This window comes from Halochromatium salexigens (assembly GCF_016653295.1).
Lineage (GTDB): Bacteria > Pseudomonadota > Gammaproteobacteria > Chromatiales > Chromatiaceae > Lamprobacter > Lamprobacter salexigens.
In genome coordinates this window covers 1-17567 of the sequence record NZ_NHSF01000053.1, presented here as the reverse complement: position 1 = coordinate 17567, position 17567 = coordinate 1, and the positions used below count along the sequence as shown (strand labels likewise).

Sequence of the window (17567 nt, the reverse complement as noted above, 5' to 3'; positions counted from 1 at the left end):
AGGCTAGAACGCTGCTCAGGCCGAAGCGAAGAGCCTGCCGAGAGTCCGCCCCGGATCCTCGGTGCGCATCAAGGACTCGCCCACCAGGAACCCATGCACGCCGTGCTCGCGCATCCGCGCGACATCCGCGTGCGCGTGGATGCCGCTCTCGGTGATCAGCAGCCGCTCCGCAGGAACGTGCGCGCGCAGGTTCAGGGTGGTCTGCAGATCGACCTCGAAGCTGCGCAGATCGCGATTGTTGATGCCCAACAGGCGCCCTGGCAACGCCAGCGCGCGCTCCAGCTCGCGTGCGTCATGGACCTCGGTGAGCACATCGAGCCCGATCTCCGCGGCCAGCGCACCGAGTTCGCACAGCGCCGCATCCTCGAGACAGGCGGCGATCAGCAGGATGCAGTCGGCGCCCAGCGCCCGCGCCTCGATCACCTGATAGGGATCGACGATGAAATCCTTGCGGATCACCGGCAGCGCGCAGGCGGCGCGCGCCGCGATCAGATGCGCGTCATCGCCCTGGAAGAAGTCGCGATCGGTCAACACCGACAGACAACAGGCACCACCGGCGGCATAGGAGCGCGCCAGCCAGGCCGGATCGAAGGCTTCCCGGATCAGCCCCTTGCTCGGGCTCGCGCGCTTGATCTCGGCGATCACCGCCGCCTCACCAGCGGCGATGCGGCGCTGCAGAGCCTCGGCGAAGCCGCGCGGCGGATCGGCCTCAGTCAGGCGCGTCTCGAGGGTGGCACGCGGAAGCCGTTGCTTGCGTTCGGCGACCTCCTCGCGCTTGCGCGCGACGATGCGCCTGAGGATATCGGGCGTCTCGCTCATAGGCTGTTCGCCAGGGCGATCAGGGCATCGAAGCGCTGGCGGGCGGCGCCGCTGGCGATGACCGCATCGGCCAAGCGCACCCCGTCGGCCAGCGAGTCGGCGACATCGGCCGCGTAGATCGCCGCGCCGGCATTGAGCACGACGATATCGCGCGCGGCGCCGGGCTGATCGTCCAGCACCTCCATCAACAGCGCCAGACTCTGCGCCGGGTTCTCGACGCGGATCGCCTCCAGGCTCGAGCGCTTCAGCCCAACATCCTCGGGCGCGAGACTGTAGCGGCTGATAACACCCTCCTTCAGCTCGGCGATCTCGGTGCGCTCGGCCACACTGATCTCATCGAGACCATCGCGCGCGTGCACCACCAGCACATGCGTCGAGCCCAAGCGCTGCAGGACCTCGGCCAAGGGCATCAACAAGGCCTCGGAGAACACCCCGAGCACCTGGTGTCGCACGCCCGCCGGGTTCGTCAATGGCCCGAGCACGTTGAAGATCGAGCGGATACCCAGCTCGCGGCGCGGCCCGATCGCGTGCTTCATCGCGCCATGATGCGCCGGCGCGAACATGAACCCGACACCGACCTCGCGCACACAACGCGCCACCTGCTGCGGCCCCAGATCCAAGCGCAGCCCGGCGGCCTCGAGCACATCGGCCGCGCCCGACTTCGACGACACCGAGCGGTTGCCGTGCTTGGCGACATGACAGCCCGCCGCTGCGGCCACGAAGATGCTGGTGGTCGAGACATTGAAGGTGCCGGAGGCATCACCGCCGGTGCCAACGATGTCGACCGTCGGCGCGAGCCCCGCGAGATCGACACCGGTGGCCAAGCCGCGCATCACTTGTGCCGCTGCGGTGATCTCGGTCACCGTCTCGCCCTTGAGCCGCAACGCCACCAGGAAACCCGCCACCTGCGCCGGTGTCGCTTCGCCGGTCATGATGGCGTTCATGGTCGCGGTCATCATCTCATCGTCGAGATCATGGCCGTCGACGACCCGGGCGATCGCCTGTTTGATCGACATCGTCAAGGATCTCCTCGTCGGGGACAAGCAGGGCGTCTAGGGTAAACCATGCGCCTCACTTGCCAATACAGAATTCGCTGAAGATACGCCCGAGCAGTGCCTCCGAGCTGACCTCGCCGGTGATCTCGGCAAAGGCCTGCTGCGCCATGCGCAGATCCTCGGCAACCAGCTCCGGCGCCGCCGTCGCCTGCCAGGCCGCGCGCGCTTCCAGCAAGCGCTCGAGCCCGTTGCGCAGCGCCTCGACATGGCGACGACGCGCCGAGAATTCGCCGGCACTCGCGCCTCGGTAGCCGGCAACCGCCTTGAGATGGTCGCGCAGTGCGTCGAGACCGGCACCGGTCAGGGCCGAGCAGCCGATCTCGGTCTGGCCCTCGGCCGTGGTCATCAATCCCGCCGGGCGTGCGCTGCAATCGATCTTATTGCGCAGGATCGTCACCGGCACCTGCGGATCCAAGCCGAGTTCGTCGAGATGCGCCCGCGCCGTGCCCTGCTCGCCGGGCGCGGTATCGTCGATCAGCACCAGCAGATGATCGGCCTGCTCGATCTGCGCGCGCGCGCGGCGAATGCCCTCCTGCTCGACCGGATCGCTCGACGGGCGCAGGCCGGCCGTGTCCACCAACCGCAAGGGAAGACCGTCGATCTGGATCTCGGCGCGCAGCAGATCGCGGGTGGTGCCTGGAATCTCGGTGACGATCGCCGCATCGCTGCCGGCGAGGGCATTCAACAGGCTGGATTTGCCGGCATTGGGCGCCCCAGCGATCACCACCAACAGCCCGTCGCGGATCAGCTCGCCTTGATGAGTGCTCGCCAGCAAGGTCTTGCAGGCCTCGACCAGCGTTGCGAAGTCGGCCTCGCCAACTCCCAGGTCATCGAGATCCTCGTCGGGAAAATCCAGCCCAGCCTCGATCAGCGCACGCAGGCGGGTCAAACGCTCGACCAGCGCCTCGACGCGGCGCGAGAAGACCCCCTGCAGACTGCGACTGGCGAGGCGGGCCTGGGTCTCGGTCGCGGCCTGGATCAGATCCGCAATCGCCTCGGCCTGAGCCAGATCGAGCTTGCCGTTGAGAAAGGCGCGCTGGCTGAACTCTCCGGGTCGGGCTGGACGCGCGCCCAGCTCCAGCACCCGCGCGAGCAGACGATCGAGCACGCGCGCGCCACCGTGGCCCTGGAGTTCGAACAGATCCTCGCCGGTAAAGGAGCCGGGGGCTGGAAACCAGAGTGCGAGCCCTTGGTCGATGACCTCGCCCTGGGCGTCGACGAAACCGCGCAGCGTCGCCCGACGCGGCTCGGGCAAGGTGCCAGTGCCAAACAGCGCTCGTCCAATCCTGCCGGCGGCGGGCCCGGAGAGGCGAACGATGCCGACCGCGCCGGCGCCTGGCGCGGTCGCGATCGCGGCGATGGTCTCGCCCGTCATTTCCCCTTCTTGGCGCCGCCCCCACCATGCGCGGCGGCCTGCTCGACCTTGCGGGTGATGTACCACTGCTGCGTGATCGAGAGCAGATTGTTCACCGTCCAGTAGAGCACCAGGCCGGACGGGAAGAAGGCGAAGAACACCGTGAACACGAACGGCAGCGCCATGAAGATCTTGGCCTGCATCGGGTCCGGCGGCGGCGGGTTCAGCTTCTGCTGCACGAACATGGACACACCCATGATCAGCGGCAGGATGTAGAAGGGGTCGGGCTCGGTCAGATTATCGAGCCAGAGGATGAAGGGCGCGTGGCGCAGCTCGACGCTCTCGAGCAGCACCCAGTAGAGCGCGATGAAGACCGGGATCTGCACCAGGATCGGCAGACAGCCGCCGAGCGGATTGATCTTCTCCTTCTTGTACAGCTCCATGAAGGCCTGGTTGAGCTTCTCCTTGTCATCGCCATAGCGATCCTTCAGGGCCTGGATGCGCGGGGTCATCTTGCGCATGTTGGCCATCGACTTGTAGCTGGTCTCGGAGAGCTTGTAGAAGGCCCCCTTGATCATGATCGTCAGGATGATGATCGCCCAGCCCCAGTTGCCGACCAGGGAGTGGATCGCGTTCAGCAGCCAGAAGATCGGCTGTGCGAGGATGGTCAGCCAGCCGTAGTCGACCGCCAGATCCAGGCCCGGCGCGATCTCGGCGAGCCGATCCTGGAGCTTCGGCCCAGCGAAGAGCTGACTCTCGAAGGTATGGCTGGCACCGGCCGGGATACTGAGCGCGGGCGAGTAGGCACCGATGATATAGCGGCTGTCATTGTCCACGACCTTGGTGTAGAAGGTCTGCTCGACGCCGGTTGGCGGAATCCAGGCGGCCATGAAGTAATGCTGGATCATCGCCACCCAGCCATCGGTGATGGTCGCATCCAGCGGCCGCTTGCTCATGTCACCGAAGGACTCCTTCTTATACTTCACCTCCGGGCCGTAGTAGACACCGCCGGTATAGGTATGGATGAAGCTCGATTTGTTCGGATCGTAGAGTTCGGTGCGTTTCAGCTGTTCGTAGTCGCGCACCGAGATCGGCGCATCACTCTGATTGATCACCTCTTGGCTCGCGTGGATCAAGTAGCGTCCGCGCTCGAAACGGTAGCGCTTGACCACCCGCAGCCCGTTCTCGCTCTCCCAGAACAGCTCGACCCCCAGCTCGTTTTCATCCTCGGCTAGGCTGTAGCGGGTGCTCTGCGGGGTGAACACCGCGTCATGGGTCGGCAATTCGCTGTTCGGCCCACCGAGCAGCCCCGACTGGACGATGAACAGATTCGGCGTGGTCGGCTTCAGCAACTGGAACGGCCGCGTCGGATCATCGGCCTCCTGCTTGTAGTCGAGCAGGAGCAGCGAGCGGATGGTGCCACCACGCACCGAGATCTCGGCGCGCAGCACGTCGGTCTCGACGATGATCGGCTCCGCGCTCAGGGCATCATGGCCAGCGGCGCTCGAGCCACCGGGCGCGGCACTGATGGTCGGCGCCTCGATAGCTGGCGCATCCGGTGCATCGGCGGGTGGCCCGGAGTCCGCACGGTCGGACGTCGAGCCGGCGGAGGGCGTCTCCGTCATCTGCGGTTCGGCAGCCGGCGGCGTTCCGTAATCCTCGACCCAGGCCTGATAAATCAGAAATAGGACGAAGGCGAGGGCCAGGATCAAGATCAGGCGCATGTTTTCCATGAGGGGGAGACGACTTGCGCTAGCGGTTGGTGGAAGTATGGGTGTGTGGGGTCGTGGATGTCTTCGCGGACGGTACTGGATCGACACCCCCTGGATGCCAAGGATGGCATCGCAGCAATCGCCGGCAGCCCATCCAGGTGCCACGCATCACGCCATGCTGTTCAATCGCCTCGATGGCGTATTGCGAGCAAGTTGGGTAGAAGCGGCAATGATTGCCGAGCAACGGACTCAAAAAAAGCTGATATCCCCGCAGCAGCCAGTAAGCAAGACGGCGGGCGATCATCGCGCAATCTCCTGCCAATGCATTGCGAGTGAGGCGCGCAGGGTCGCGTTGTCAGCATCTACAGCCGCGCGGCGACAGAGAACGACCAGGTCGGCATTAGGTAGGTCGGCCCTGGCATGGCGGAAACTTTCGCGAATCACGCGCTTGATCCGGTTGCGGGCGACGGCTCGCGGCGCACTACGCTTGGAGATCGCCAAGCCGAGCCGAGCCGCCGATAAGGATTCATCCGCCGAGTGCCCATCGGTGGTACGGGCCAGGATCGTGAAGTAACGGTCAGCGGAGCGTCGGGCATCCGCAAAGACGCGATCATAGCATCGGGAGTCAAGCAAGCGCGCCGAGCGCGGGAAGGCGAACGACGGCATGCGTGAAGACTGCGGCGCCTGATCATCAGCTGTATCGGTCCGCGCCTGCCGGCTCGACAAGGCTAGGGCGTCAACCGCGCACGGCCCTTGGCGCGCCGTGCCTGCAACACCTTGCGGCCATTACGCGTGGCATTGCGCGCTCGGAACCCATGTGTACGGGCACGCTTAAGGCGGCTAGGTTTGAAGGTCTGTTTCACGAGAGGTTCTCCACGAACTCGGACCCGCTAGAGCGGGATCGGCTAATTGACAATCAAGGGTTTACTGTTCGGTGCTCGTTAGGCTCACAGGAAAGCCGCTAAGGGAGCGATCGACAACGGTGGAACCGAGCCCGGCCCACAACGGGCGTCGGCGAATGAGCGTCAGCTGGGACAATCGTCGACTATCGGGGCGCGGGACCCACTATACACTCCCGCAGAGCAAGACCGCCCATATTAGAACGCGCTAGGGGATGGGTCAACGCCTAGCGCGGTTTCAACGTCGCCCGCAATCCTGGTCTCGCTGTGGATTACGGCCCCCTCGAAGACTAGACTGAGGCATCGAAGTCGCTGCCCAAGCGACCCCCAACCACCAACGATCAACAAGAGGATCGGCCTATGCCGAAGCTCTGGGACCAGTGTACGAACCTGCTGAAACAGGATCTCACTGACTCTGAATTCAACACCTGGATCATGCCGCTTCAAGCCAGCGAGGAGGAAGGACGACTCCGGCTGTTCGCCCCGAACCGGTTCGTTAAGGATTGGGTGAAGCAACATTACGAAAAACAAATCGCAACCCTCTGCCTGGGTGTCAGCGAGGGGCGCATCGAGCACGTCAGCTTCGAGATCGGCGCGCTGCGCAAACGCCAGGAAAACGATACGCACAGCGTCGAGAGCCGTGCTAGCGAGGCGGACCCGGATTCCACGCTTGAGAAACGGCGCGCTGATGCTTGTCTGAACCGAACCTTTAACTTCGATTCCTTCGTCGAGGGTAAGTCGAACCAGATCGCGCGCGCGGCATCGATCCAAATCGGGCAAAACCCAGGCACGGCCTACAATCCACTCTTTGTTTACGGCGGGGTCGGTCTCGGCAAGACACATCTAATGCACGCCATTGGCAACGCCATCATCGAGGCCAACCGCGAGGCCCATGTCATCTACGTCCACTCCGAGCGGTTCGTCTCGGACATGATCCGAGCGCTACAGCACAACGAGATCGACAAGTTCAAACGGCTCTACCGGCGCGTCAATGTGCTTCTGATCGATGACGTGCAGTTCTTCGCTGGCAAAGATCGCTCTCAGGAAGAGTTCTTCCACACCTTCAACGCCCTGTTCGAGGCCCAACAACAGATCGTGCTCTCGAGCGACCGGTTCCCGAAAGAGGTCAGTGGCCTCGAGGAACGGTTGCGCTCGCGCTTCGGTTGGGGGCTCACGGTCGCCATCGAGCCGCCGGATCTCGAGACCCGTGTCGCCATTCTGAATAGCAAGGCGACCATGCTCCAGATGGACTTGCCAGACGACGTTGCCTTCTTCATCGCCAAGCGCGTGCGCTCGAACATTCGCGAACTCGAAGGCGCGTTGCGACGCCTAGCCGCCAACTCGCGCTTCCTTGGTATTCCGATCACGGTCGAGTTCGCCAAGGACGCACTGCGCGACATGCTGGTGGCGCAGGATAAACAGGTCTCGATCGAGAACATTCAGAAGGCCGTCGCTGCGCATTACAAGATCCGCGTCAGCGATCTGCTCTCCTCGAGTCGCTCTCGTTCGGTGGCACGTCCCCGACAGGTCGCCATGACCCTGGCAAAAGAACTCACCAAGCACAGCCTGCCAGAGATCGGCAAGGCCTTCGGCGGGCGTGATCACAGCACCGTGATTCATGCCGCGCGCAAGGTCACCGAGCTTCGTGCTGGCGACACCATGATTGAGGAAGACTATAAGATCCTGTTGAGAACCCTACAGAACTAGTTGTGGATAACCCATGTATGGTTTAGCTGACAGACTTTATCCACAGTTCACACACAACCAAACAGCGTCTTGCCCCACAGGGTACGTTGATAGCTAGTCGACTGTTGTAAAAACAGTTTTAACGACTTTGACACGTTATCCACCAGGCTTATTACGACGACTATTTGGATAGATCAGATGAAGAGTCATAACTCATGAAAATTTTGGTCGATCGGTCTGTTCTACTCCCAGCTTTATCGGTCGTTGGTGGCGTCGTCGAACGACGTCAAACCTCACCGATTCTCGGCAACCTTCTGCTCACTGCCGAGGACGGCTTAGTACGAATGAAGGGCACCGATCTCGAGATCGAGATCAGCAGCGCCGCTGTAGCTGAGATCGAGGAGACCGGCGCCGTGACCCTACCCGCGCGCAAGCTGATCGATATCTGCCGCTCCTTGCCAGAGGACGCGCGCATTCAGATTAAGACTCAAAATGAGCGCGCCACTCTCACCTCCGGGCGTAGCCGATTCATGCTAAGTACCTTGCCGGCGGCGGATTTCCCGGCCATGGAAGTACCGCCAGCACAGATCGCGTTACAGATGGAACGCGAGATCCTGCATCGGCTGCTCGAGAAGACCTCCTTTGCCATGGCGCAGCAGGATGTTCGCTACTACCTCAATGGTGTCTTGCTCGAGTTATCGGCCGAGCGCGCGGTCGCCGTCGCTACCGATGGTCATCGCCTGGCTAAGGTCGTGGCGGCCTTGGATGGCGATGGCGAAGGCCTTGGTGCCGAACCGAAGCAGGTCATCGTGCCGGCTAAAACCGTCTTGGAGCTGAAGCGATTGCTGGGCTCGGCTCAGGAACAGGTTCGGATCGAATTATCGGCGCGAACGCTGAAGGTTGAGCTTGGTAAGACCCTGGTGGTCTCAAAGCTGGTCGAAGGGCAGTATCCCGATTACAATCGTGTCATCCCGGCCGATCTCCAACAGCATGCCACCATCGATCGCGATCGGCTCAAAGGCGCGCTGCAACGCACGGCCATCCTTTCGAACGAGAAATACAAAGGTGTGCGTGTGACCTTCGAAGTCGGGCGTCTGGGTTTGCAAACCCAGAACCCAGAGAAGGAAGAAGCCGAGGACGAGATCGAGATCGAGTATGAGGGCGAGCCGATCTCGGTCGGCTTCAACGTCGCCTATGTGCTCGATGTCCTCTCGGCTGTGGATGTCTCGACGGTAGAGATTCGCTTCCGCAATGCCGAGAGCAGCGCGGTCTGGCAGGGTCTTGGGTCTGAGGATGAGGTCTTCGTCATCATGCCCATGCGGCTCTAGCCCGAGCGCTCTCTCCGCATCGCGGCTGAGAATCTTCCACCCCCTATGCGGCTGGATCGCATCCACATCCAACGTTTTAGAAATCTGCACGCGGTCGACATCGAGATTCCCGAGGCGTTGAGCTGGATTGTCGGCCCCAACGCGGCCGGTAAAACAGCCTTGCTCGAGGCGATCTACTGTCTCGGTCGCGGACGCAGTTTTCGCGGCCGACGCTTCGGGAGTCTAATCGAGCAAGGTTTCAGCTCATCCCAGGTCCAAGGCTGGGTCCACAACGCGTTGGGGCCAACGCGCATCGATTGGTCGAGCAACGCTGATGAGCGCTCTCACCATCAGCGCGCTGGCGCCGCGCTCTCCGTTCGACTCATCTGCGAGTGGACGCATGCACTTGTCGATGGCGAGCCCTCCCTGCGCCGGCGTTTCGTGGATTGGAATCTCAGGCTTTGGGATCGTTCGGCAGCGGCGCTTTTCTCGCGGTATCGACGTCTCGCAGCGCAACGCAATGCCTGGTTGAGGTCTGGTGCTTCCGGGCCTCCGGTTTGGGATCAGGCCTACGCCGAGGTCCTAGCGGCGGTCTTCGATCGGCGAGCGCGCTTCTTCGCGGCTTTGGTCGAGGCTTTTCATCGGGTGAGTACCGAGGCGGACTGGTTGACCGAGATCGAGCCCCGCTGGGAAGGATTGGATGCGAATCCCAGTGCATTGCTCGCACGTCTAGAGCAGATGCGCTCGGCCGATCGCGACCGAGGCTTCACCTATCTTGGCGCTTCGCGGGCTGATTTTTCGTTTCGATGTCATGGCACGCCCTGGCTTGCCTCGCGTGGTCAGGCCAAGGTCGCGGGGATCATGCTCCAGTTCGCTGCCGAGGCGGTTGTCTCCGCCGCCGACGGGCGCTCCGCCGTCTGGCTGGTGGATGATCTTGATGCCGAACTGTCTTCGGAATGGAGCGTCCGGCTTTTGGCCTTGCTCAGACGCCAACCTGGCCAGATCCTCGTCACGGCCCTCACCGGCAAAACGATGGTCGACGCCACTCGCTCGGCGGAGGATGCCATGTTCCACGTGGAACATGGAGCCGTGGAACGCGTCACGGTTCAAGTATCCTGAGCCTATGACAGGCACCCATCTTCATGGCTTCGGCGAGCGGAACACATCAAGCCTTTCCTCTACCACGATCAGCGCTGATTCCGATGCGCTTGCCTGCTGATGCTGCCCTGCTATGAAACCATGTTCCACGTGGAACATGGTCTGTCGTTACCGACTTGCTCCTGATGACCGTGCGCGAATGGTGACTGAGGCGCCCAATACCGCAATTCTAGGGAACTTCCTGAAGGTCGACCCATCGGTGACAGTGTTCCACGTGAAACATCTTCGAGATTAGAACGCGCCCTCATCAGGAGAACCATGGAACCGCTCAACAGGTTCCACGTGGAACACGAGCCTGAAGTGACAGCCTCAAACGCTGGATAGTACCGTTGATCGAGCCACCGATCACGCCCCCAGAATGGGCGTCATCCGTGTATAATCAATCAGTTCTGGCGATTTTGCCCACCTCGCTAAGTCGCCCGTCCAAACGCCGCCGATCGCTCAGTCCAGCCGCATTCACCGCAGAGGCGCGAGCGCCCTGATCCGCCTGCCCTTCCCTGAGACTCCCGACCCGCCGGCGTCGATGTCCACGCCTATTCATAGGCATGGGCCCTATTCGATAGCACCATAGAATGACCCACGTATGAGCTACGATTCCTCCAACATCAAGGTTCTTCGAGGCCTTGATGCCGTCCGCAAGCGTCCCGGGATGTATATCGGCGATACCGATGACGGAACCGGGCTTCACCACATGGTCTTCGAGGTGGTTGACAACGCCATCGACGAGGCCTTGGCTGGCCACTGCACCGAGATCCTCGTCACCGTGCATGCCGATGGCGCCGTCTCCGTCATCGATAATGGACGCGGCATCCCCGTCGATATCCATCCCGAGGAGAACCGTTCGGCCGCCGAGGTCATCATGACCGTGCTTCATGCCGGCGGAAAGTTCGACGACAACTCCTACAAGGTCTCCGGCGGTCTCCATGGGGTTGGCGTCTCCGTGGTCAACGCCCTCTCCGAGTATCTGCGCCTGCGCATCCGCCGCGATGGCATGGCCTACGAACAGGAGTTTGAACTCGGTGTGCCCTCTTATCCGCTGAAGGAGTGTGGACCCTCGGAGACCACGGGGACCGAGGTCTATTTCAAGCCCTCCCCCGCCGTCTTCACCGACCTTGAGTTCCACTACGAGATCCTCGCCAAGCGCCTGCGCGAACTCTCGTTCCTGAACTCTGGTGTCCGTATCCGGCTCAAGGATGAGCGCACGGACCGCGAGACGGTGTTCGAATATCAAGGCGGCATTCGCGCCTTCATTGAACACCTGAACCAGAATAAGTCGCCAATTCACCCCAGCGTCTTTTACTTCACCGCCGAGCGCAGCGAGATCATTGTCGAGATTGCCTTGCAATGGAACGATGCCTACCAGGAAAGCATCTTCTGTTACACCAACAACATCCCGCAGAAGGATGGAGGCACCCATCTCGCCGGTTTCCGGGCTGGGATGACCCGAACCCTGAACCAATACATCGAGCGCCAACAACTAGACAAGAACCAGAAGACGCGTCCGGTCGGTGACGATGCACGCGAGGGGCTGACAGCGGTGGTCTCGGTCAAGGTGCCCGATCCCAAGTTTTCCTCGCAGACCAAGGACAAACTGGTCTCCTCCGATGTCAAGCCGGTGGTCGAGGCGCTCCTGAACCAGTATTTGGATATGTTCCTCGAGGAGAACCCGCCCGAGGCTAAGGTCATCGCTAACAAGATGCTCGAGGCTGCCCGCGCGCGCGAGGCCGCGCGTAAAGCGCGCGACATGACCCGCCGCAAGGGTGTACTCGACATCGCCGGGTTGCCCGGCAAGCTTGCCGACTGCCAAGAAAAGGACCCCTCGCGCTCAGAGCTGTTCATCGTCGAGGGCGACTCGGCCGGTGGCTCGGCCAAACAGGGTCGCGATCGCGCTTTCCAGGCCATCCTGCCGTTGAAAGGCAAAATCCTCAATGTCGAGAAGGCCCGCTTCGACAAGATGCTGTCGTCGGCCGAGGTCGGTACCCTGATTACCGCGCTTGGCTGCGGGATCGGTCGCGAGGACTACAACCCGGACAAGCTCCGTTACCACCGCATCATCATCATGACTGATGCCGATGTCGACGGCGCGCACATCCGCACCCTGCTACTGACCTTCTTCTATCGGCAGATGCCCGAGCTGGTCGACCGCGGTCATGTCTACATCGCCCAACCGCCGCTCTACAAGGTCAAGCGCGGTAAGCAAGAAGACTATCTGCTCGATGACGCCGAGATGAGTGCCTCCCTGCTGCGCTCCGCACTCGAGAACGCCACCCTCTATTGCGAGCCGGAGGTGCCACCGATCAGCGCCCTGGGCCTTGAGTCGCTGATGAGTGATTACCAGGTGTTTCGCGCCATGCTCGCGCGCATGGCGACCCGGTATGACGTCACCTTTCTCCGTGAACTCCTGAATATGCCGCGTTTGACCCCGGAGATGCGTCAGGATCTGGGACAGTTAGCTGACTGGAGCGCCGCGCTCGAACAGCGGCTTCGCGCTCAAGCGGGTCCCGCCATCGACTACCGGATCAAGGTCCACGAGTCCGAGTCCGATCGCCCAGCGGGTCTGTCGGTGATCCGGCTCGTGCATGGGATTCCCGAGACCCGCGAGCTTGGCTTGGACTTCTTCGACTCCGCCGACTATCGACGGATCGCGACCCTGGCGGAAAAACTCGAGGGCCTGATCAAGCCCGGGGCCCGCGTGGTGCGCGGCGAGCGTGGTCGGGAGCTACTCACGTTCGGCGAAGCCTACGACTGGCTGCTCGCCGAGGGTCGTCGCGGCTACCATATCCAGCGCTACAAGGGCCTCGGCGAGATGAACCCCGCGCAATTGTGGGAAACGACCATGGACCCGGACAGCCGCCGCCTGCTGCGCGTCACCATCGAGGACGCGGTGGCGGCCGATCAGATCTTCACCACCCTGATGGGTGAGCATGTCGAGCCACGCCGCGACTTCATCGAGCGCCATGCCCTCGATGCCGCCAACATCGATATCTAGCTGGAAGACTGCTCGGCGCGAGTGCCCTGCCCTTGCCTGGCGGGGGCCGAGCCAATGGCGCCCGCGACCAGGGCGTGGCTCGTGGTCCTGATCCACCGCTCGACCCGCTGATTGATCTCCTGGGCGCTCAGGCCCTGGGTCTCGATCGGCGGGCCGATCACCACATCAATGGTACCGGCGCGCTTGCGCAGAGGCTGCCGTTCCCAAAAACAGCCGGCATTGTGCGCGATCGGCACGATTGGCGCGCCCGTGCGCTCGGCCAGCAGCGCCCCGCCGAGCCCGAAGCGCTTGCTCACGCCCGGCGCCACGCGCGTGCCCTCGGGAAAGATCACCACAGAATGCCCGCGTTCGAGTCGCTCGGCGCCCACCGCGAGCAGTTGCTTCATCGCCTGGCGGCCAGCGGAGCGATCGATCGCGATCGGGTCGAACAATGACAAGGCCCAGCCGAAGAACGGAATGCGCAACAGCTCCTGCTTCATCACCCAGGTCTGGGGCATCGGCAGGATGTGACCCAGCGCGATGGTCTCCCAGGCCGATTGATGGTTGCTCAGGATGATCTGCCCGCGACCTTTGAGCAGATGGACTTGTCCCCCTATCCGATGATCGATGCCGCAGAGGCGACGCAAGGCCCAGAGCACCACGCGCTGCCAATGCAGACCGATAGAGATCAGCTGTGGTCGTGAGAGGCCAAGAGCGAGTAGCCGCATCAGCGCGCCGTAGCCGACCACGCTGAGCCAGAGGAAGGCCTCGAACAGGATGGCTCGGAAGCGATCCATCGATGCGTCACCTGTCAGGACGGGGCGAGCAAGCCGTCCACGGCGGCGGCGAGATCATCGAAGATCGCGATATCGGCCAGCGCCGACGGCAGCTCTCGCTCCGTCTCCGCGCCCTTGCCCGTGCGTACCAGCACGGGCCGGGCGCCGACGCTTGCGGCGGCCTCCAGATCGCGTTGGGAATCACCGATCACCGCCGCGTCATCCAGGGCAATCCCGGTGCGGCGGCGGATCTCGCGCAGCAACCCCGATTGGGGTTTACGACACTCGCACTGCTCACCGGGCGCATGCTGGCAGAACGCGATCACCTCGACGCGCCCGCCCACCGCGTTCAGCCGTGAGCGCAGCGTCTGATGAATGGCGTTGAGGTCATCGAGATCGCAGAGCCCGCGCGCGATCGCCGACTGATTGGTCGCCACCGCCACGGTGACCCCGGCATTGTTGAGCCGCGCGATCGCCTCCAGGCTGCCCGGGATCGGCTCCCATTCGCGCGCCGATTTGATGTACGCCTCGGAGTCATAATTGATCACGCCATCGCGATCCAGGATCACCAACTTCATCGCGCCCTCCTCAACGGTCGGCTCCGACTCAGGATGCCTGCAACAAGGAGATATCGGCCACGCCGAGGAACAGGGTCTCCAAGCGCTTCAGGATCGCCAGACGGTTCGCCCTGAGATCGGGCTCCTCGGCCATCACCATCACCTGCTCGAAGAAGTCATCGAGCACCTGCCGCAGTCCCGCCAGCTCGCTCAGGGCCGCCTCATAGTCCTGCTGCTCGAGCAGAGTCCGCACCCGCTCCATCATCGCCTCGAGCGCACTGACCAACGCGCGCTCGGCCGCATCCTGCAACAGGTTCGGGTCGATCCGCTCGCCGAGTTCGGCGGTCGGCGCCTTGCGCAGGAGATTGCGCGTGCGCTTGTTCGCCGCCGCCAGCGCCGCCGCCTCCGGGCGCCCCCTGAAGCCCTGGACCGCATGGATGCGCCGATCGATATCCAGCGGCTGCGTCAAGCCAAGCGCCAGCACGGCGGCGATCACGTCGGCATCGGCCGAGCGGTCGTTCTCCGCATCCGCGTAATAGCGTTTCAGCCGGTCGATGCTGTACTGCAAGACCTCATCGATGCAGCCCGCCGCGTCGATCGAGCTGGGATAGCCGGCCGCGGCCCGCTCCAGCAAGGTCCGCAGATCGAGCGCGAGCGGTGTCTCGATCAGCAGCCGCAGGACCGCGATCGCCGCCCGCCGCAGTCCATAGGGATCCTTGACGCCGGTTGGGCGCTGGCCGATGGCGAAGATCCCGACCAGGGTATCGACCCGATCGGCGATCGCGATCGCACGCGCGAGATCGGTTTCCGGCAACCGATCACCCGCATGCTTCGGCCAGTAATGCTGCTCGAGCGCCTCGGCGATCACGGCGGGCTCGCCCGCGCTTTGCGCGTAATAGCGGCCCATCACCCCTTGCAGACTGCCGAATTCGCCCACCATCTGGGTCACCAGATCGGCTTTGGCCAGGCGCGCGGCGCGGTGCGTCTCATCGACATCGGCACCGATCTCACCGGCGATCCAGGCACTGAGCGCGACGACCCGCTCGGTCTTCTCCAAGAGGGTGCCGAGCTGGTGTTGGAAGACGATGCCCTGCAGCGCGGCGACCCGCTCGGCCAGCGGCGTCTTGAGATCCTGCTCCCAAAAGAACTTGGCATCGGCGAAGCGCGGGCGAATCACGCGTTCGTTACCGGCCCGCACCTGCTCCGGCTCGCGGCTCTCGATATTGCTGACGGTGATGAAACAGGGCAGCAGTCGGCCCGCGCCATCGAGCACCGGGAAATACTTCTGGTTGGCCTGCATGGTCTCGATCAGGACCTCGGGCGGCACCTCGAGAAAGCCGGCCTCGAAGCGGCCCAGCAAGGCGACCGGCCATTCGCAGAGCGCCGTGACCTCATCGAGCACCGCGTCATCGATCATGGCCGCCCCCCCGGCCTCGGCCGCGAGCGCCTCGACCTGTTCACGGATCGAGCGGCGCCGGGTCGCCAGATCAGGCTCGACGCGAGCCGCGCGCAGGGCCGCCAGATAGTCGCCCGGCGCGGCCAGGCTGATCGCCTCGGGATGATGGAAGCGATGACCACGGGTCAGTCGATCGATCGCGAGCCCAAGCACCTGGCCCGGCACCAGCGCCTCGCCGAGCAGCACGCAGACCCAGTGCACCGGGCGCACGAATTCGACACTGCGATCGCCCCAACGCATCCGCTTCGGGATCGGCAGCGCCGCCAGCGCCTGCTCGATCAGACCTGGCAGGAGCGCGGCCGCCGGCTCGCCGCTGACCTGATGGCGGTAGCACAGCCAGGCGCCCTTGGGCGTCTCCTCGCGCTCGAGGGCCGCCACCTCGACGCCACAGGACTGGGCGAAGCCGAGCGCGGCCTTGGTCGCAGCCCCCTCGGCATCGAAGGCCGCCTTCACCGCCGGCCCGCGCCGCGTCACCTGCTCATCGGGCTGTGCCGTGGCGAGCGCCGCGATCGTCACCGCCAGCCGGCGTGGACTGGCGAAGGCGTGCGCCTCGCCGTGGGCGAGCCGGGCCTCGTCGAGCTGTTTCAGCAGCGCGTCGCGAAACGCCTCGGACAGGCCCGCGAGCGCGCTTGGGGGTAATTCCTCGGTGCCGATCTCGACGAGCAGATCAGCGACTGGGAGTGGACTCATGCGGCCTCCTGGCGGTGAGTGGCGGCCGATGCCAGCGGGAAACCGAGCGCCTCGCGGCTCTGGTAGTAGGCCTCGGCGACGGCGCGCGCGAGCGTGCGCACGCGCAGGATGAAGCGCTGGCGCTCGGTCACCGAGATGGCCCCGCGCGCGTCCAGCAGGTTGAAGGTATGCGAGGCCTTCAACACCTGCTCATAGGCCGGCAAGGGCAGCCCGGCCGCGACCAGGGCCTGGCTCTGGCGCTCGCAGTGATCGAAGGCCGCGAACAGGGCGGCGACATCGGCCTGCTCGAAGTTGTAGGCCGACTGCTCGCGCTCGTTTTGCAGGAAGACATCGCCATAGGAGACTGGCCCGGTGGCCGAGTCGGTCCAGCGCAGATCGTAGACGCTCTCGACGCCTTGCAGATACATCGCGATGCGCTCGAGCCCATAGGTGATCTCGCCGGTCACCGGGCGGCATTCGAGCCCGCCGACCTGTTGGAAATAGGTGAACTGGGTCACCTCCATTCCATTCAGCCAGACCTCCCAGCCCAGGCCCCAGGCGCCGAGCGTCGGCGACTCCCAGTTGTCCTCGACGAAGCGGATATCGTGGATCAAGGGGTCGATGCCCAGCTCGCGCAGCGAGTCCAGGTACAGCTCCTGGATGGCCGCCGGCGAGGGCTTCATCACCACCTGATACTGATAGTAATGCTGCAACCGGTTCGGATTCTCGCCATAGCGGCCATCGGTCGGCCGCCGCGAGGGTTGCACATAGGCCGCATTCCAAGGCTCGGGGCCGATCGAGCGCAGGAAGGTGCCCGGATGAAAGGTTCCGGCGCCCACCTCCATATCATAGGGCTGCAGGATCACGCAGCCTTGCCGACTCCAGTAGCGCTCGAGCCTGAAGATGAGCTCTTGAAAACTGATGAGATCGCCCGTCTGAGTGCTCAACGCGGACTCCAGCATGTGCTAAAACCGCACAGTATAGCGAGGACCGGCACCTGCGGACCACCACCTGCGGCGTCCTCCAGCAATTCCAAATTTGCCCTGTCACCGCCTTAAGCGCCGCGCTTTTGGTGGAGGCTGGGCCGGTTCGAGCGCCTCGAGCATAAACGTCAACAGCTCCTCCCATGAGGCATAGACGGTATAGAGCGT

15 protein-coding genes are annotated in these 17567 nt (G+C 63.6%); 4 read left to right on the top strand and 11 right to left on the bottom strand.

Annotation, left to right across the window (positions count from 1 at the left end):
• Positions 1-15: 15 nt before the first annotated feature.
• The 7 genes from trpC to rpmH form a co-directional block, all read right to left on the bottom strand.
• Positions 16-819, bottom strand: coding sequence for an indole-3-glycerol phosphate synthase TrpC (gene trpC / locus CCR82_RS08075; protein WP_201244880.1), 804 nt, complete (start codon positions 817-819; stop codon positions 16-18).
• Complete coding sequence (trpD, locus tag CCR82_RS08070; RefSeq protein ID WP_201244879.1) at positions 816-1835, bottom strand: anthranilate phosphoribosyltransferase; 1020 nt, start codon at positions 1833-1835, stop codon at positions 816-818. The genes trpC and trpD overlap by 4 nt, the downstream gene beginning before the upstream one ends.
• A 55-nt stretch (positions 1836-1890) precedes the next feature.
• The gene (gene mnmE / locus CCR82_RS08065; RefSeq protein ID WP_201244878.1) at positions 1891-3249 is read right to left on the bottom strand and encodes a tRNA uridine-5-carboxymethylaminomethyl(34) synthesis GTPase MnmE; all 1359 of its coding nucleotides are present in this window, start codon (positions 3247-3249) and stop codon (positions 1891-1893) included.
• On the bottom strand, positions 3246-4961 hold the full coding sequence (gene yidC / locus CCR82_RS08060) for a membrane protein insertase YidC (RefSeq protein ID WP_201244877.1): 1716 nt from the start codon (positions 4959-4961) through the stop codon (positions 3246-3248). The genes mnmE and yidC overlap by 4 nt, the downstream gene beginning before the upstream one ends.
• A 19-nt stretch (positions 4962-4980) precedes the next feature.
• Positions 4981-5244 (bottom strand): membrane protein insertion efficiency factor YidD, encoded by a 264-nt coding sequence (gene yidD / locus CCR82_RS08055; protein ID WP_201244876.1) that lies wholly within the window; start codon positions 5242-5244, stop codon positions 4981-4983.
• A complete protein-coding gene (gene rnpA / locus CCR82_RS08050; protein ID WP_201244875.1) occupies positions 5241-5606 on the bottom strand; it encodes a ribonuclease P protein component in 366 nt (121 codons plus the stop codon). Before rnpA ends, yidD begins: the two co-directional genes overlap by 4 nt.
• Before the next feature lie 62 nt (positions 5607-5668).
• Positions 5669-5803 carry a 50S ribosomal protein L34 gene (rpmH, locus tag CCR82_RS08045; RefSeq protein ID WP_200243277.1) on the bottom strand — a complete coding sequence of 45 codons (135 nt, stop codon included), beginning with the start codon at positions 5801-5803 and terminating at the stop codon, positions 5669-5671.
• A gap of 396 nt (positions 5804-6199) precedes the next feature.
• Here rpmH and dnaA point away from each other — a divergent pair, with 396 nt between their 5' ends.
• The 4 genes from dnaA (at position 6200) to gyrB (ending at position 12979) form a co-directional block, all read left to right on the top strand.
• Positions 6200-7546, top strand: coding sequence for a chromosomal replication initiator protein DnaA (gene dnaA, locus CCR82_RS08040; protein ID WP_201244874.1), 1347 nt, complete (start codon positions 6200-6202; stop codon positions 7544-7546).
• 194 nt (positions 7547-7740) lie between these two features.
• The gene (gene dnaN / locus CCR82_RS08035) at positions 7741-8853 is read left to right on the top strand and encodes a DNA polymerase III subunit beta (RefSeq protein WP_201244873.1); all 1113 of its coding nucleotides are present in this window, start codon (positions 7741-7743) and stop codon (positions 8851-8853) included.
• Between the two features lie 45 nt (positions 8854-8898).
• Positions 8899-9951, top strand: a complete 1053-nt coding sequence (gene recF / locus CCR82_RS08030; RefSeq protein WP_201244872.1) for a DNA replication/repair protein RecF — start codon at positions 8899-8901, stop codon at positions 9949-9951.
• A gap of 622 nt (positions 9952-10573) precedes the next feature.
• Positions 10574-12979 (top strand): DNA topoisomerase (ATP-hydrolyzing) subunit B, encoded by a 2406-nt coding sequence (gyrB, locus tag CCR82_RS08025; RefSeq protein WP_201244871.1) that lies wholly within the window; start codon positions 10574-10576, stop codon positions 12977-12979.
• Here gyrB and CCR82_RS08020 read toward each other — a convergent pair.
• From CCR82_RS08020 to glyQ, 4 genes are read right to left on the bottom strand one after another with little or no spacing between them, the layout of a single operon-like run.
• Entirely contained in the window at positions 12976-13755 is a 780-nt protein-coding gene (locus CCR82_RS08020) for a lysophospholipid acyltransferase family protein (protein WP_201244870.1), read from the bottom strand. The genes gyrB and CCR82_RS08020 overlap by 4 nt on opposite strands.
• Before the next feature lie 14 nt (positions 13756-13769).
• Positions 13770-14312, bottom strand: a complete 543-nt coding sequence (gene gmhB / locus CCR82_RS08015) for a D-glycero-beta-D-manno-heptose 1,7-bisphosphate 7-phosphatase (RefSeq protein WP_201244869.1) — start codon at positions 14310-14312, stop codon at positions 13770-13772.
• A gap of 28 nt (positions 14313-14340) precedes the next feature.
• Complete coding sequence (glyS, locus tag CCR82_RS08010) at positions 14341-16437, bottom strand: glycine--tRNA ligase subunit beta (RefSeq protein WP_201244868.1); 2097 nt, start codon at positions 16435-16437, stop codon at positions 14341-14343.
• On the bottom strand, positions 16434-17378 hold the full coding sequence (gene glyQ / locus CCR82_RS08005) for a glycine--tRNA ligase subunit alpha (RefSeq protein WP_201244867.1): 945 nt from the start codon (positions 17376-17378) through the stop codon (positions 16434-16436). Before glyQ ends, glyS begins: the two co-directional genes overlap by 4 nt.
• Positions 17379-17567: the final 189 nt, after the last annotated feature.

Bases quoted from the DNA above. Each gene is read 5' to 3' on its own strand.
- recF (WP_201244872.1), top strand. From the start codon at position 8,899: ATGCGGCTGGATCGCATCCACATCCAACGTTTTAGAAATCTGCACGCG.
- dnaN (WP_201244873.1), top strand. From the start codon at position 7,741: ATGAAAATTTTGGTCGATCGGTCTGTTCTACTCCCAGCTTTATCGGTC.
- rnpA (WP_201244875.1), bottom strand. From the start codon at position 5,606: ATGCCGTCGTTCGCCTTCCCGCGCTCGGCGCGCTTGCTTGACTCCCGA.
- glyQ (WP_201244867.1), bottom strand. From the start codon at position 17,378: ATGCTGGAGTCCGCGTTGAGCACTCAGACGGGCGATCTCATCAGTTTT.
- glyS (WP_201244868.1), bottom strand. From the start codon at position 16,437: ATGAGTCCACTCCCAGTCGCTGATCTGCTCGTCGAGATCGGCACCGAG.
- dnaA (WP_201244874.1), top strand. From the start codon at position 6,200: ATGCCGAAGCTCTGGGACCAGTGTACGAACCTGCTGAAACAGGATCTC.
- yidD (WP_201244876.1), bottom strand. From the start codon at position 5,244: ATGATCGCCCGCCGTCTTGCTTACTGGCTGCTGCGGGGATATCAGCTT.
- trpC (WP_201244880.1), bottom strand. From the start codon at position 819: ATGAGCGAGACGCCCGATATCCTCAGGCGCATCGTCGCGCGCAAGCGC.
- CCR82_RS08020 (WP_201244870.1), bottom strand. From the start codon at position 13,755: ATGGATCGCTTCCGAGCCATCCTGTTCGAGGCCTTCCTCTGGCTCAGC.
- yidC (WP_201244877.1), bottom strand. From the start codon at position 4,961: ATGGAAAACATGCGCCTGATCTTGATCCTGGCCCTCGCCTTCGTCCTA.
- gmhB (WP_201244869.1), bottom strand. From the start codon at position 14,312: ATGAAGTTGGTGATCCTGGATCGCGATGGCGTGATCAATTATGACTCC.
- mnmE (WP_201244878.1), bottom strand. From the start codon at position 3,249: ATGACGGGCGAGACCATCGCCGCGATCGCGACCGCGCCAGGCGCCGGC.
- gyrB (WP_201244871.1), top strand. From the start codon at position 10,574: ATGAGCTACGATTCCTCCAACATCAAGGTTCTTCGAGGCCTTGATGCC.
- trpD (WP_201244879.1), bottom strand. From the start codon at position 1,835: ATGTCGATCAAACAGGCGATCGCCCGGGTCGTCGACGGCCATGATCTC.